This window comes from Aureitalea sp. L0-47, assembly GCF_026126405.1.
Lineage (GTDB): Bacteria > Bacteroidota > Bacteroidia > Flavobacteriales > Flavobacteriaceae > Pukyongia.
Genome location: NZ_JAFMTQ010000001.1, coordinates 389699 through 404156, shown reverse-complemented (window position 1 = coordinate 404156; position 14458 = coordinate 389699). Strand labels below are relative to the sequence as shown.

The 14458-nt window shown below is 38.8% G+C and carries 13 protein-coding genes; 7 read left to right on the top strand and 6 right to left on the bottom strand.

Translation table 11 applies throughout. The features are described from left to right. Positions 1-18: 18 nt before the first annotated feature. The 6 genes from J1N09_RS01765 to J1N09_RS01740 form a co-directional block, all read right to left on the bottom strand. Positions 19-1776 carry a type VI secretion system Vgr family protein gene (locus tag J1N09_RS01765; RefSeq protein ID WP_265197673.1) on the bottom strand — a complete coding sequence of 586 codons (1758 nt, stop codon included), beginning with the start codon at positions 1774-1776 and terminating at the stop codon, positions 19-21. A 6-nt stretch (positions 1777-1782) separates the two neighbouring features. After that, on the bottom strand, positions 1783-2184 hold the full coding sequence (tssD, locus tag J1N09_RS01760) for a type VI secretion system tube protein TssD (protein WP_265197672.1): 402 nt from the start codon (positions 2182-2184) through the stop codon (positions 1783-1785). 87 nt (positions 2185-2271) lie between these two features. Further along, positions 2272-2658 carry a type VI secretion system tube protein TssD gene (gene tssD / locus J1N09_RS01755; protein WP_265197671.1) on the bottom strand — a complete coding sequence of 129 codons (387 nt, stop codon included), beginning with the start codon at positions 2656-2658 and terminating at the stop codon, positions 2272-2274. A 388-nt stretch (positions 2659-3046) separates the two neighbouring features. Continuing rightward, positions 3047-3910 carry a TssN family type VI secretion system protein gene (locus J1N09_RS01750; protein ID WP_265197670.1) on the bottom strand — a complete coding sequence of 288 codons (864 nt, stop codon included), beginning with the start codon at positions 3908-3910 and terminating at the stop codon, positions 3047-3049. 13 nt (positions 3911-3923) lie between these two features. Next, on the bottom strand, positions 3924-4844 hold the full coding sequence (locus J1N09_RS01745) for a hypothetical protein (protein ID WP_265197669.1): 921 nt from the start codon (positions 4842-4844) through the stop codon (positions 3924-3926). 20 nt (positions 4845-4864) lie between these two features. Beyond that, complete coding sequence (locus J1N09_RS01740; protein ID WP_265197668.1) at positions 4865-5923, bottom strand: NlpC/P60 family protein; 1059 nt, start codon at positions 5921-5923, stop codon at positions 4865-4867. Between the two features lie 255 nt (positions 5924-6178). Between J1N09_RS01740 and J1N09_RS01735 the strand changes: the two genes are divergently transcribed. The 7 genes from J1N09_RS01735 (at position 6179) to J1N09_RS01705 (ending at position 14439) form a co-directional block, all read left to right on the top strand. After that, complete coding sequence (locus tag J1N09_RS01735; RefSeq protein ID WP_265197667.1) at positions 6179-6610, top strand: GPW/gp25 family protein; 432 nt, start codon at positions 6179-6181, stop codon at positions 6608-6610. 1 nt (position 6611) lies between these two features. After that, a complete protein-coding gene (locus tag J1N09_RS01730) occupies positions 6612-8450 on the top strand; it encodes a type VI secretion system baseplate subunit TssF (protein WP_265197666.1) in 1839 nt (612 codons plus the stop codon). Between the two features lie 64 nt (positions 8451-8514). Continuing rightward, positions 8515-9537, top strand: a complete 1023-nt coding sequence (locus J1N09_RS01725) for a PKD domain-containing protein (RefSeq protein WP_265197665.1) — start codon at positions 8515-8517, stop codon at positions 9535-9537. Positions 9538-9550: 13 nt separating this feature from the next. Beyond that, positions 9551-10711 carry a hypothetical protein gene (locus tag J1N09_RS01720; RefSeq protein ID WP_265197664.1) on the top strand — a complete coding sequence of 387 codons (1161 nt, stop codon included), beginning with the start codon at positions 9551-9553 and terminating at the stop codon, positions 10709-10711. A 50-nt stretch (positions 10712-10761) separates the two neighbouring features. Then, complete coding sequence (locus tag J1N09_RS01715) at positions 10762-11265, top strand: type VI secretion system transmembrane protein TssO (protein WP_265197663.1); 504 nt, start codon at positions 10762-10764, stop codon at positions 11263-11265. A gap of 201 nt (positions 11266-11466) precedes the next feature. Then, the gene (locus J1N09_RS01710) at positions 11467-12834 is read left to right on the top strand and encodes a TlpA family protein disulfide reductase (protein WP_265197662.1); all 1368 of its coding nucleotides are present in this window, start codon (positions 11467-11469) and stop codon (positions 12832-12834) included. A gap of 108 nt (positions 12835-12942) precedes the next feature. Continuing rightward, entirely contained in the window at positions 12943-14439 is a 1497-nt protein-coding gene (locus tag J1N09_RS01705; RefSeq protein WP_265197661.1) for a hypothetical protein, read from the top strand. The last annotated feature ends 19 nt before the right edge of the window (positions 14440-14458 follow it).

The following is a 14458-nucleotide window of genomic DNA, read 5'->3' as shown; positions in this document are numbered from 1 at the left end:
TAGGGCATCAACATGTACCTAGTTAAGATTTACCATTCCTCCTTTGATGTTTGTCATAGCCTGGCCACTCACATCCACCATCGGAGCTTCAAGTTTAGCCGTTGCCTGTCCCTTGATACCGACCTGTGCGCTGGAAACGTCCAGGCTGGCCTTACTCTTTAAAGTGATCTTCGTTTTGGCATCATTGAGATGCTCCATAGATTTAAGGATGGTCTTGGCCGTGGAATCAATGTTGATATCCTTGCTCGCTTTGAGATTTATATTCTCCGCATTTATGTTCAGATCCTTTATTGCGGTAATAGTAATAGAACCATCCGCTGTATCCATAAAGATCTTGTTTCCTTTTTTATCCTCAAGGGTAATACTTTCTTTGCCATCGGTATCGTCGAAGGTAAGAATATGACCTCCCCGGGTCTTAATCACTTTGAAATCATTCTTTTTGCTATCCTGCCAGTCACCTGATGGTGCAGATTCTGAATTGTACAATGCACCAATAACATAAGGTGCTTCTGCATTTCCACCCTCAAAATCCACCATTACTTCATCTCCCACTTCGGGAATAAAATACATCCCCTGTTCTTTACCGCCCATCGGAGCAACCACCCGTATCCAGGGGGTTTCCAATCCGGCCTGTTTCATCCAGGGTAACTGTACTTTCACACGGCCCAGTGCCTGAGGATCCGCGTTGTCTGTCACAGTCCCTACCTGGCTTTGGCTTAATGGGAAAGCATTGATGTTGGTTTTCGGATAGGCGTCATGAGAGGCAGTTACCGCCTCGAAAGAGTTCTTGTAATTTCCATTGATCGAGGTCTGATGTGAAATTTTGACAACCCTAAATGATTCACCCCCAATTTTAACTTTATCTCCCAGGTTGACTCCCGGATTATCACTCACTGCTCGAACGACTACCTGGTTCAGTTCCTGAGATTCTTTTTGAGCCTTTGTTTTGTGTTTGAGACGGCTTTTTATCCTATCATCACTATAATCGAATTTCCAAACCTCCGTCTCATTTGGAAACATTTTCTTCGCACTGTCATTAGCATAACTCACGAGGCTGCTTGAGCCAGTATTTTTAGCTGAAGTTCTTTCTGAAATGACTTCAGTTTTTTGATAATGTGGCGCATAATATTTGAACATCTGTGGGTGTGGTACCAGGCTGATATCGTACTCATACAAGTTGGTCTCCAGGTCAATTTGGTTCGTTCCCGGAGCACCAAATACTACCGACTCACCATCGTAATAAAACCATTCCCCGTATTGAGCTGCAAGCCTGCTTACAAACTGAAACGCACTCTCGTTCTGTTGAACACAATAATGCATGGTCTCTTTATATCTGGGACTGTTCTTGAGCTTTAAATCCGGACTTACATTCATAGCATCTTTAACTATGTTAGCTAAGGTCTTATCAGTAAATGAAAGGTAATGCGGGCCATCGTCGGCAAAGATGGTAGGACTTTCGGCAAGGATAACAATCTCATCCCCTTGTCCTCTCGCGCCGTGTACCATTTTTACCTGGGTGATTATCCCTTTGAATTCAAGTTTACCATATTTGTTAGAATCCAGGTGATCTATAGGTTCAATGCTAACAGCGATCGATTCGCTCAAATAATTTCTAGTCAAATCAATTAAAACGGTTTCACTGGCATTAGCTTTCTCAACCGGTATGGTAATTTGCAATACATGATGGGCATCTATTTCCTGTTGCAAGAAGAACGAGGAATACGACTTAATTTCTTTACCGCTGATACTAATTTTGGTTTTGGATAATAGTGCCATAATAGATTAGGTTTGATTGTACCAGGGATTTGCATAAGCGACGTCATTGATATCAATCTCCTGAGCAGAAATTACCAATTCGGTTTTCATGGGGATCTCTCCGGTATTTGAAAAGATCTCACGGTATTGGGCACAAATAGCATCGATAAATCTCAGCGTTTTATAGCTGGACGCCATATCCCTTTTGTAAAAAATTATTTCACCACTCTTGTAGATATCCGCACTTGTGATCCAGGCGAAAAAGTCGGCGTTATTGGAAGATTCGATAGTGACATGAACACGTCCACCCCTGGCCAAGCTGGTAGGGCGTCCGTTGATGTCAATATCTCGATAGAATTCGAAAGAACAATCAAGTACATTCATACTCGCATCTTCTTCCTCGAATTTTAAGGTAGCTAAAAATGACATAGTATAGTGTTTTAGGTTACTTACAGCCAATCAAGGGAGTGAAGAACTTCACTCCCTTAATTGTATTAAACTTGTAAATATGTGAACTTATACCCAGTCGTTCACATGCTCACCATTACCTATACCAATGGTTTTGGCTGAAATCACAAAGGATTCAGACATAGGGTTATTACCGGTAGAGTCAAAGTGTTCGTTATATTTTACCATATAGCCCTCCGTGAATTTCAATTCTTTAGAAGTGGCTTCGGTATCGCGCTTTAGAAAGACAATAGAGCCATCTCTACGCTCGAAGTTATTGAACATCCAATCGGAAAGACTGGTGTCGGCAGTCGATTCAACAACAATTTTAATTTTTCCTCCACGAGTGATAGAAGATGGTCTACCCGTGGCATCTGTTTCCTGATGTAATTCATAGGAGCAATTCAGTACGTTGTACTCATTTCCGCCTACGTTCAGTTTAGCTTTAAAAGACATAATGATTGAGTTTTAATTAGTAATAAAAAGTTATTTAATTAGATATATATAAAAGTATATCTTAAAAATACCCAAGGATATTTTAAGCACCAAGTGAATGTGTAAAATTCTTATAATGAATAGATTAACCGTTTTCTTTTGCTGTTAAACTGCACTATTTCAGCGAATATTTATCTACATTAACACGTGATTTCCTTCAAATATTCAATTAATTAACAGGCTTATTTACAACCTATTAGACCATCTAGTGGTTATTGAGGGGAGATTAGGGCACTTTACACTGAATTCTCAAATGAGAAACAGTTAATAAACAAGGAACAAACCTTGATAATTCTTATTAAAATGGGGAGTTAAAAGTAGGAGTTAAAATGTGTGTTTTAACTCGTTATTAATCGGTACGGTTGCATATAATAACTGTGTTTTCTTTTATCTTATTCGCTGCAACAGTATGATTGAAATTTATATGTCGAATGCCGCTATACCAATTGGGCTTATAGTGAAAAACCCAATCAAATGGTTTTTGGGTTTGATCATCTAGGATTGCTATCTCACTTTCGGGATGACGATCGTTATAATCCAATAAAAAGAAATAGAATAATTTACCAAACTCCATTGCCTGTGGAGCTTTTACTCTGAAATTCGTAACATCTCCCTTTGTTGGATGCTTCTTGAATTCGAAACTAATAACCAGCGGATTGGCTAATTCTTCTTTGGTTGGATCTTTAATTTCCTTGCCTAAAGGATATGCCCAACTGTCATAGATAGCCACAGGAATATTAAATGCGAACTCATAGAGCTTATACACCATGAGCGGAACAATAAACAACAGGCTCGAACCCATAAACACCAAACTAAACGGTGATTTAAACTTATTTGTCACATGAACAAAAGCGATCAACCCAACGCATAAATATGCTACAGTAAATAAGAATTCAGGCCAAAAATTGGTCTCCTCCTGGGAGAGGTCGGGAAAATATCGCCTTAGGATATAGATATGCAATATCCCTAAGCCTAGAAATATGAATTGGAATCCGAAGAAACTATTTAGCGGGGTATCATTGAGCACCTTGCTTGAACTGAGTAATGCCGTAAGGCCGAAGGTCACAAACACGAACAACAGATAAATAATTGCCCGTTTTTTGTTCTTACTGAACAATTTGCGCAATTTCGTCATGATAGTCATGATAATAGCACTTACTATAAGTAGTCCTATACTGATTTTGAATATCTGACCGTTTGCTATATTGTTCATTTTACTGGTTGATCTATATCCTTGTTGATATCCCCACAATCGGGCTGCTGGCGGTATCTAACGAGAACCCATTTTCATTATCCACGATAAATTTTGTTTCCACTTCAAATTCCATGGGGACAAAATAGTCGTAAAAAGTATTAATAAAATTTAATATTCCATCCTTTTTCAAGTAGTTATTTATTTTACTTTCTGAAACCGGACCGATAGTAACCTCTAATATTGGTTGTAATACCTCCGTTTCTTCACTAACTAAAACCATGTCCACACCTAATTGATTATCATGCTTTTGTGGTTCTTTGTTTCCATTCTCACCAGTTCGATTCTCATATTTTATTTTAAATCCAACTTTGTCGTCAATGATCTCTTCAAGACTCAATCGAGTGAGTTCGAGGTCACCAACTATTTTATATGAATGGGGAAGTATTTTTACCAGTTTCAAGCGATACTGTTCGGGTATATTCTCCTGAATATTCCAAAACTGTATCAAAAAATCATCATTCAGGTTATAGAAATCATCGAGCATACCACGCTCATTGACTTCAATACTCAATCGTTGATAAAAAATTTCGTTTTCGATTGGTGCAAAAAAAGATCGCGCCTCTTCCTCTTCTTTTCTAAACTGCTTTCTTTTTTCGCTAAAACTCTTTTCAGACTGAGCGCTGGTATTCTGATGAAAAAGACCTTCGGGGAGTTGATCGTAAATTCCGTTCCGTGACAGATTTAAATTAAGGGCATCGTCATAGGTTAAATTATCTACATCTATGATATCCCTTCGGTATGGCCGGCTAAACGTACTTTTATTTGTAATTACAAAGTCCTTGGCAGTGACATCCGCATTCTCTTGTATCTCTGCAACGATAACCTCTGCCTTGAGATTCTCATAAATCGCAATGAGCTCTGTAAATAGTTTCTCTATATCAGCAGCTTTCATTGGATCTATTAATCAATTTTTTAGTTTTTCATTTTCATTCGCCTCCAGGCCACTCTCTTTCGTTTCCATGTTGGGCTTTCCAATTCACTAATCTGTACACCATTTCTACCGTCACTCCCTCTGTTAGATGTTGAATGCACGAAAAAACCGTGCTCCAAATATACACCTACATGAGTAATCTCATCAAACTCGGAAGCCGTATCGTTGAAAAAGATAAGATCGCCGGTGCGTATTGCACTTACATCGGCGTATAATTCTTCTTCATCTCTTCCACCGTTGAACATGGTCTGTGCGGTTCTTTCAGGAACGTAATTAAATACACCGGATAATAGCTTTTGTGTAAAAGCCGAACAATCGATACCTTCTTTTCCGTGACCTCCCATTCTGTAAGGAGTTCCTATCCATTCATCAACAAATTCATAGAGTCGGATATTGCGAATATCATCCATAGAAACACCCATCATTTGAGCGTATTTCCGTTTTAATTGCTCGTCCTTATTGTTAATCAAATAAGGTTCTTCTACTGCCACCTTCTTTTCTGTTAGAGAAACGGATTCATTGGAAGGCGGATTTTCAGTCATGGGTTCGTAAACCACTACTACTTTGTTACCTTTTTTTAAAGCTCTTCTCTGCTCCTTAGCAATTCGTTTATCTTCTTTTTTCTTTGCTTTTCTAGCCTTCTCTATAGCATTTTCTCGTTCCTTGGCTTTCTTTTTTTCAGATTTCTTTAAATCCTTGACCAAACGAGCCCGACGTTTCTTCTCTTTTTTGGTGAGTTCTAAAGCAACATTTAGCTTCACCCTTTGACCGAAACCTAAATCAATTGGAATAAATTGTTCTTCATAGCCATCCTTGCTGATATTCAATATCTGATCTCCTACAGGCACGTTCCTGTCGAAAGAGAAAAAGCCATTATCATCAGATTCGGTAATGAGCGTGGTACCATATATGGATATAATTGCATTGCTCAAGTTGTTACTGCTGTCAACTTCAGAAACTATGCCTTCTAAGCCGGTGCTTTGTGCATGAGCCCCTAAAAAAGTGGAAATCAGTAATACTGTAAACAGTAATCTTTTCATAACTATTTGGAATGAATTTATTCGTTCTACTAAAAAATACATAGCAATATTTAAGTTCAAACGCGAAAGGGGGGAGCTAAAGGTAATAAAAATGGTGAAACGAAAACAGTTGATAATTAAAAAATTGTGATTTTTCCTACTTTTTTATGTGGCGCTAAATCGTTTAATAATGCTATATTTACTGGGAAAATAGTTTTCTCCCCCTTTTTTTACTCCATTTATTCCTACATTATTGTTGATGAAGCTTGTATAGATATGAAGCAGAAATTTTACACTTTGCCCCTGAGGGCCAAAAACCTAACGTCGCGTAAAGGTCACGATATGTGCAACTTAAATCAATCTATTGCACACCACATTCATTTGATAAATACTTCTTCCTTTGGAGAATGTTCGTTCGATGAGACTTTTGGATGCTCAATCTGGTTAATCGATTTCGACAATCTAAAAAGCAGCAACAAATTAAAAAGTCAAATAGTAGAATCCCTCCATAATTCACTGCAGCGCCACGAAAAAAGACTTGCAAATATTAAGATTGATGTCAAAATCAAACAGGAAGAACTAAATTCTGGCGTTTCTGCAAATAGAATAAAGAAAAGAATTGATATTCAGGTTAAAGGCACTGTAAAAAAGACAAATGAGAGTTTTTCATATTTTGAATACTTTTACATAGGTCCGCTATCCTACTAATATGAAAGAAAAAACTAAAGAGGCGATAAAGAACAGGATGGTAAAGAGAGCGGCCACGCTCTGGGGAATTCCTGCCAATGAGATCGAAATGTCCTTCGACCCCATAGTGTCCATGTTATTATCGGCATGTGCTTCCGAGATGGAAAAGCTAACAGCCGAAATGGATGCGTCTCAAACAAGGATTACCGAAAAACTAATTCAATTGATGACGCCTGAAGCAGTGTACGGACCAAAACCTGCACATGCCATTTTATATTCAGAACCGATTGATTCGAAACATGAAATCAAACCCGAATACGAATTCAGTTTCAAACAGGAAACCGTACACAATCATACATCCTTAAGATATCGGGACATTTCTTTTTCTCCTATTGGGAATTTCAACCTTGTGAATGCAAAGGTAAAGTACCTGGTTAGTGGAGGGAAATTTACGGAAGTGGAAGAAGGCAGAAATGTAAATATCCTTTCAGATTTGAGGAATTCAGGGCATTTGGATAACTCAACACTCTATCTTGGTATATTGAGTGACGAACGGAAATTAGATTTGAGCGAAGTATCTTTCTATTTTGAACTGCCTGATCCTATTCACAGATCATTGTTTTATCATCACCTCAGAAATGCCAGTTGGCATGTAGATGATTCCCATTTACCAACACATAGCGGCTTTGCATCTAGTTTGAATAAGCAGAAGATCGATTTAGATCACATTTTTGAAGATGTCTCAAACAAAACGGTAAACATAGGCAAGCAGACCAGCAATGCTTACAAGAAGAATTATGTAACTGTTGTAGAGAACCCCGATAACGAGCCCATCACAGAATCCAATTTCCCTGAAATCAATTCCTTTATTGAATCGGCTAAATTAAAAGTGGATGCAAACATTCGTTGGATCAAAATACAATTCCCTCGAATTATTACTAATACCATTCTTCAATCAGTATACTGTTCATTAAATGCGTTTCCAGTGTTGAATCGCAGTTTAAATTCATTCTCTTACAGGCTGAAGGAGTTCGTTCATATTCTGCCTATTAAAACTGAAGATCTTTTTTTTGATATCCATAGTATAGAAAATACGAGCGGACAAAAATATCGCGCCCGGAGTCGAGATAATATGAATGAAGACAAGGGAACCTATGTGCTTCGTTCTGAAAACATCGGCAAACTTGATCACAGACGTGCCAAAGAATATCTGATTTATCTAATAGAATTATTAAAAGATGAAAGTGCTGCATTCTCATTTTTGAATAACGACTTTCTCAATAATAATTTAAAAAGTCTGAATCAAATGATATCCATGCTTGAAGCCAAAGTATCCGAATCTCAAACGAGTTTATCGGAAACGGTATATGCGGTCATGGAACCATATGAAAATGAGGAGACGCTTTTGGTTGAATTTTGGTCTACCAATGGGGAGTTGGGCAATGATATCAAGTCTGGTAGCCGCCTGAATATAAGTAAGGGTGTGGGTCTAAAACAGTCCGGAGGAATGATGCTTACTACAAGTTTAGGTGGAAAGAACGATCTCAGTATGGAAGATCGATTGAATTCTTACCGGCGATCTCTGCTATCCAGAGATCGGGTGGTTACTAAAGAGGATGTCCGCGCGCTGTGTTTTGAACTCTATGGCAACAAGATAAAAGATGTAGTGGTTCAAAATGGTTTCACTAAGGATGTGAATCTTAAAAAAGGAATGGTAAGGTGTATAGATATTTTATTATATCCTAATAATCAAATAGATACCAACGATAAAGAATGGGATTCCATTAATTCGAACTTAATGCACTATCTCGAAAAAAATTCGATTAATGTGTTTCCGTTTAAAATAAAAATATTAATTTAAAACTCTATTTCACAGCCCCTTTAAGAACCATCCCTCGCCTACTATTTGCTAAAAAATTTTAGTTATGTCTAGAAAAAAACACAGGTCGAAACACCTGGACAAAATGGTTCTCTACCTATTTGGGGTAGTTTTCCTGACTTCAGTTTCTACCATGGCATATAAGTACAAAAACTTTGTTAGGTGCAATTTGGTGACTTTTGCCTTTGATGCTTCCGAATTACGAGTGGGAGAATTGGTACAGTTCAGAGATCATACCGAAGGGGCCGAAATATGGGCATGGGACTTTGGTGATGGTTCGGAGAATGACAACCGGAAGACAGCCATACACAGCTTTGATGAAGCGGGTGAATACAAAGTGAAGTTAACGATAAACGAATTCTGTGAACGAGTTGAAACAATAACCGTCCTTCCAAAGGAAATCATAAAGGATCCCAGTAAGTATCCGGTGTTTTCAATTCCAAAATCAATAAGGGTAGGCCAAACTCTAAGAGTGATAGACGAAACCGAAAATGCGTCTACCTGGGAATGGAGATTTGGAGACAATGCATCAGTTGATGCGAAGACACAAACTGCAGAATATGTATACAGCGAACCTGGTTTGCGCACCGTTCGATTGGTGGTTAATGGAAATATAGATTATGTGGGTACCGCCTTGATCGAGGTAAAACCACCATTCAATCAAACAGGTTCTTCATTTATCAAGGACAAACCAAAACAATATGAGTCTTCAATTAAAGACAAACCCAAAGAATCGTCCATAAAAGAAGGTTTGAAGTCGTCCATCAAAAAAACCCCTGAGGAAAAAGAGCGTGAAGTTCCATTTATTAGTAATTCGGCCTTTGGAAAGAAATTGGTTCAAATTGCAAAAGAACAAATTCAACCGCAGGCATTCAAAGATTATTTCTGCGGCGATCTTGAAAAAGGAGTTGTGGTAAATGGGAAAAGCACAACATTCCTGGAATTTTGTGCTAAAATCAAGGGCAAGAAAAGATTAAAGGTAAAAGAAGTCAATATCGTACGTGCGGATGATAATTCGAATTGCATCACGAATGTTGTCATTGAACACAAAAAACTTGGATTGTTCTAGTTAAAGTATATCTATGAAATCAAAAGAGAAGAATAATTTCAGGGTAAACTGGATCGATGGAATGAAAATCAATAAGAATCATTTCATCGAACTGGAAGACGCCATGTTATCGCAAATGAGCAATGCCGAAAAAAAGGATATCAATCCATTTAATTTCGGGCTGCTCCCCACATATAATGAGCAGGAAAGTTCAATTGATGTTACAATTAGCATTGACGGCCAATCTACAATAGAGGTCGTCCTCAACACATGCTCTGCAGTCACATTGGGTGGGCACCAGATCCATATCACATCTGAAACTAAGGAGCTATTGGAGCAATCGGGATATATTCTGAAAAACGAGTACGCTATCTCAAAAGATGAATCTGAATGGTATGTTGTCCTTTCAGTTAATCCTTTTGCCCGCGTACCGGTGGGTCCGGCGGATCCCGAGGAGGAGCCTCCGCGACATCCTTTCGTGCTGCCGGAATACAAATTGGACATCTTGCCGAAAAGTGAGACTTCAGGTCAGGAATTAGGTTTATATCATATTACAATTGGGAAAGTCATTCTCCAGGATGGCAGGCCCGCGATAGATGCAGATTTCATACCGCCGTGCAGATCCATTCAAAGTCATGCCGATTTGAAATTTACCTATACTGAAATAGGATCATTCCTTAATCAAATGGAATCGTTCTCCCTTCATATAGTTCAGAAAATCCACCAGAAAAAACAGGCTAATGACCTGGCGCAAATGGCACTGGTTTTAACCCAATCCGTCATGCGCTATTTGAATAGCACCATTCCTGAGTTCAGATACAAAGACAGGTATGCACCTCCTATCTTCATGATGAGCCGAATCGTAAACATGGCTCGTGTAATTAAAAGTTCTCTGGATATCCACGTGGGCACTGGGAAAGAAGATTTCTTAAACTACCTAACGGATTGGTGCGACCTCAATCAGGGTGCCTTTGAGAATGTCCTGATTCAAACTATAGAAATGGAATATGCTCACACCGATATAAACGCAGCTCTTGGAACTATTTCTGAATTCACCCGATTGATGCTTTCACTGTTTAAGAAATTAAACGAATTGGATTATATCGGCAAAAAACAGGATTCCGGAATTTTCGTAAAAGAAGAAGTTGTTGAAAATACGGAAGTTAAAGGCAGACGAAGTTTCTTGTTGGATTAAGGAGTTTTATTCTGTAAACATTTTAATAAGAGTATCGTAAAAATAGTAGCATGAGACCCAAAAACAGTAAGGAGAGAAGGTCAGCCTTCCTAAAATTTCTAGTATTATTTCTGGTAACCACAAGTACCGTTGTTGCAGCTGTTTACTTTAATTTTAAAATCCCAAACCAGGAAAATGAAATATTGCGAGAAGACGCGAAATTAGTAAATGCCGATTTGAAATTTCAACAGGGTTTCTATTCTGAAATGAAAGAAATAAAGGAGTTAATCGATTCGTTAGAAATTCCTGGCACTATAGTCGATTTTGAATCAAAACAAATTAGTAGTCGTCTCGCGGTGCTTTCAGATAAGATCCCACCAAATGATTCTACTAATTTATCGGATATGAACATGAAAATTATCGAGCTTCTTCTTGATCTTAAAAATGATAAAGTAAAGTTACACGAAGTAAGAAATGCTTCTTCAGAAATTGAAACCTTAAAAGAATCACTACAGAATTGTGAGTCCTCCCTTAGCTCTGCTAACCAAACAATAGCCATCTTACGAAATAACTAAGTAATTCAGAGCATAAGTTCCGTACTCTCGTTTTAGATATTCAAAAAAAAGGTTCAATTATCAAAATTTAGGCCTTGAGGTAATGACCCATTATTACCTCAGGAATCCTTTATTTCTTTTCTCTATTTGAAACCCCGTTTAATGCCTTTGGTCCATTTTTAGAAATAGAATACTATCTTTAAACGCAAAAATTTACTCCCTATGAGAACGCACTTTATGTCACTCTGTTTTCTGCTTGTAACGTTAACAGGATTTTCTCAAACCAATACCATTAGATTTCATCTCGAAGATCCACCAGGCAAGGAAGTACTGGTAGTATACTACTATGGAGACAAGCAATACATTTTAGGAAAAGAGGGATCATCTCCTACGGCTCCGAGAGATGAAAACGGTAATCAGTTGGTTCTAATAGATGAAAACGGCAAAGGCAGCTTCACCCACGAGGGTATGAAGCCAGGTATGTACCTTATGGTGTTTCCTCCCGCGAACAACTTTATCGAATTTGTTTTCGAAGGCAGTGACCTCGACGTCTATACTAAAGGGAATTATATATTAGACCATCCCGGAAATTCGGTATCGAACCGCATTAAGGCACAAAACGATGCTTTTCAAAAACGGCGTTACCAACTTCAGCAGGAAAAACCGGCAGACCTGGAGCAAAAAATGGAAGCCTTAACGAATGAATATTACAGCTTCCTGGAAGAAAAACGAACAGCCTACCCAAGCAATATTTATCTAGGTCTACTTAAAGCTGCAGAAAATGCGGATGTTCCGGAAATAGAGGATAAAAACAAACGCTTCTATGCCTATCGAAAGAACTATTTTGACAAAATCGATATGACGGCCGACTGGTTAGTTAGAACTCCGATATTTAACCAAAAGATCAATGAGTACTTCGAAAAGTTAACCTCCAAGGTTCCTGATTCCATCATCGTTGCTGTAGACCGGATTGCATCCATGATCGAACCAAACGAAGAACTCTACAAATATTTCATAATTGACAGATTAAATACTTACGCCAAGTCTAAGATCATGGGGCATGATAAGATCTATCACCACATGGCCATGAACTATTATGCTAAAGGAAAGGCGCCCTGGACAGAACAGGAGCAACTCAATAAGATCCTGGATAATGCAAAAGCAATGGAGGGTACACTCATTGGGGACTCCGCTTTTAATTTCACGGCGGAAAGCACTACCGGTCAAAAGCTTAGCCTTCATGGGATAGAATCAAAATACACTTTGTTATTTCTCATGGACCCGTTTTGCGGCCATTGTAAAGATGCTTCAAATAAAATTATCGAACTGAAGGATCAACTGCCGTCCGAACTTAGGGTATTAGGTGTTGTTTTCAATGCAAGCATGGAGGAAATGAAAAGGATAAAAGGGGAACGCAATTATTTCTGGCATTGTGTCGTTCCATCTCTGGATCTGCAAAATGATCTAAGGAAGGCCTATAATATTAAGACATATCCAATGATCTACCTTCTGGATTCAAAAAAAGAGATCGTAGCGAAACAAATTTCTGTTGAGCAGGTGTTGGGGATTATAGATCAGCTGGAGCAGTAATTACCCAATACTTCGTTGATCTAAATAGGTTCCTCTAAGAATTTAACTCTGAAATATGTAACCATTTGAAAGCTGAATAAGTCTTAATAGAAATTCATCTTTCAAATTATGCAACAGTTATCTAGTTCCCTTAAAACAGCTGTCTTAATCGGGCTCTGTTTTATATTTCTGAATACATCCCTTACTGCCCAGGATAGTTACTCGGTTTCATTTAAGCCCGACGAGCCTGAATTGGTTGAAGTGGTAGCAACAATTCGGCTTCAGGATTCTTTACTCAGAATGAGCAATTTTGGGCCAATACCGGAAAACTGGCCGAAATACGTTTCCAATCTGAAAGTGACAACTCCTGAAGGTAAGTCGGTGAAGGTTGAAATGCAGGACTCTGCTCGGTGGAAATTACCAGCATTTCTTGTGAATACTGAAGTGTTGCTGAGTTACACCCTCAATGTGGACCACGAAAAGGAGAAATGGCCAGGAGGAATAGATGGTGTAGCTTTCGTAAGACCATGGGGTGTTATGCTATCCGGCCGGTCGCTATTCGTGATGAATGGGTCCAACAAGGAAAACATCAGCGTTCAGTTCAAGGTGCCGAATGAATGGAAACTTTCAATCCCATGGAAGAAGACCAATGCTTCAGACGACAGCTATGAAGTCCCTAATCTGATCGAATTACAGGAAACCCTTCTCTTTGCCGGTACACATAAAGAAGTGAACATACCAAGTGGTGATTTTAGCCTTAAGTTCATCCTTGGTGGCGAAGGTATTCTAGAACAGGAAGAGCTATATGTAGAGCGAGCAGAGAAGGTATTGAAGTACTATATTGAGCTCATGGGAGGAAATCCTGTCCCAAGGCCGGGAAGCGAACTTTCCACAGCCATGGTTTTGATCAACCAGTCTGAACAGGTGGATGGCGAAGTAATAGGCAATCACCTCAGCATGTTCCTGAATCCTGAAGCGGATATGCAAAACCAATTGATCGGTTGGTTTATGTTCGCCCATGAATTTTTCCATCTTTGGAATGGAAAGACCTTGCGATATAATGATACCACGACCGACTGGTTCAAGGAAGGAATTTCAAATTATTATACCCTGAAAGCACTCAACCAGACCGGTATAGTTAATGAAGAAATTACAAAAATGGTACTCAACAACTTATTTTATCAACGCTACAGAAATGATGCTGGTTACGGAACCATGGCTCCAGCAAACGCTGCATCCGGATTCGACAAGGATAATCATTGGGGACTTATCTACGGTGGCGGCCTCTTCGCGGGAATAGGCATGGATTTGGAGATTCGCCACAATACAAATAACCTAAAGAGCATGGATGATGTCATGCGGCAATTATACAATGAGTACGGAGGAAGTGAAAAGACCATCGACCAGCAAAGGCTCATCGATATCATTAGTGAGTTCAGTAAAACAGATTTTGAACCTTTCTTCCAGAAGCATATCCTTGGTTCAGAATTAGTACCCCTGGAACGATATATGCCGTACGCTGGTAAGGAAGTCTCTTTTGATAACGATCAACTCACCATCCGAGCTTCCGAAGAAAATTCAGAAAAAGAAAAAGAAATCTGGCAGGGATTCCTGGGAAACAACTAAAGTCGAATAACATAAAGCC

Coding starts and splice junctions, on each gene's coding strand:
- tssD (WP_265197672.1), bottom strand. CDS start 2,184: ATGTCATTTTTAGCTACCTTAAAATTCGAGGAAGAAGATGCGAGTATG.
- J1N09_RS01725 (WP_265197665.1), top strand. CDS start 8,515: ATGTCTAGAAAAAAACACAGGTCGAAACACCTGGACAAAATGGTTCTC.
- J1N09_RS01750 (WP_265197670.1), bottom strand. CDS start 3,910: ATGAACAATATAGCAAACGGTCAGATATTCAAAATCAGTATAGGACTA.
- J1N09_RS01735 (WP_265197667.1), top strand. CDS start 6,179: ATGAAGCAGAAATTTTACACTTTGCCCCTGAGGGCCAAAAACCTAACG.
- J1N09_RS01730 (WP_265197666.1), top strand. CDS start 6,612: ATGAAAGAAAAAACTAAAGAGGCGATAAAGAACAGGATGGTAAAGAGA.
- J1N09_RS01705 (WP_265197661.1), top strand. CDS start 12,943: ATGCAACAGTTATCTAGTTCCCTTAAAACAGCTGTCTTAATCGGGCTC.
- J1N09_RS01710 (WP_265197662.1), top strand. CDS start 11,467: ATGAGAACGCACTTTATGTCACTCTGTTTTCTGCTTGTAACGTTAACA.
- J1N09_RS01720 (WP_265197664.1), top strand. CDS start 9,551: ATGAAATCAAAAGAGAAGAATAATTTCAGGGTAAACTGGATCGATGGA.
- J1N09_RS01715 (WP_265197663.1), top strand. CDS start 10,762: ATGAGACCCAAAAACAGTAAGGAGAGAAGGTCAGCCTTCCTAAAATTT.
- J1N09_RS01765 (WP_265197673.1), bottom strand. CDS start 1,776: ATGGCACTATTATCCAAAACCAAAATTAGTATCAGCGGTAAAGAAATT.
- tssD (WP_265197671.1), bottom strand. CDS start 2,658: ATGTCTTTTAAAGCTAAACTGAACGTAGGCGGAAATGAGTACAACGTA.
- J1N09_RS01745 (WP_265197669.1), bottom strand. CDS start 4,844: ATGAAAGCTGCTGATATAGAGAAACTATTTACAGAGCTCATTGCGATT.
- J1N09_RS01740 (WP_265197668.1), bottom strand. CDS start 5,923: ATGAAAAGATTACTGTTTACAGTATTACTGATTTCCACTTTTTTAGGG.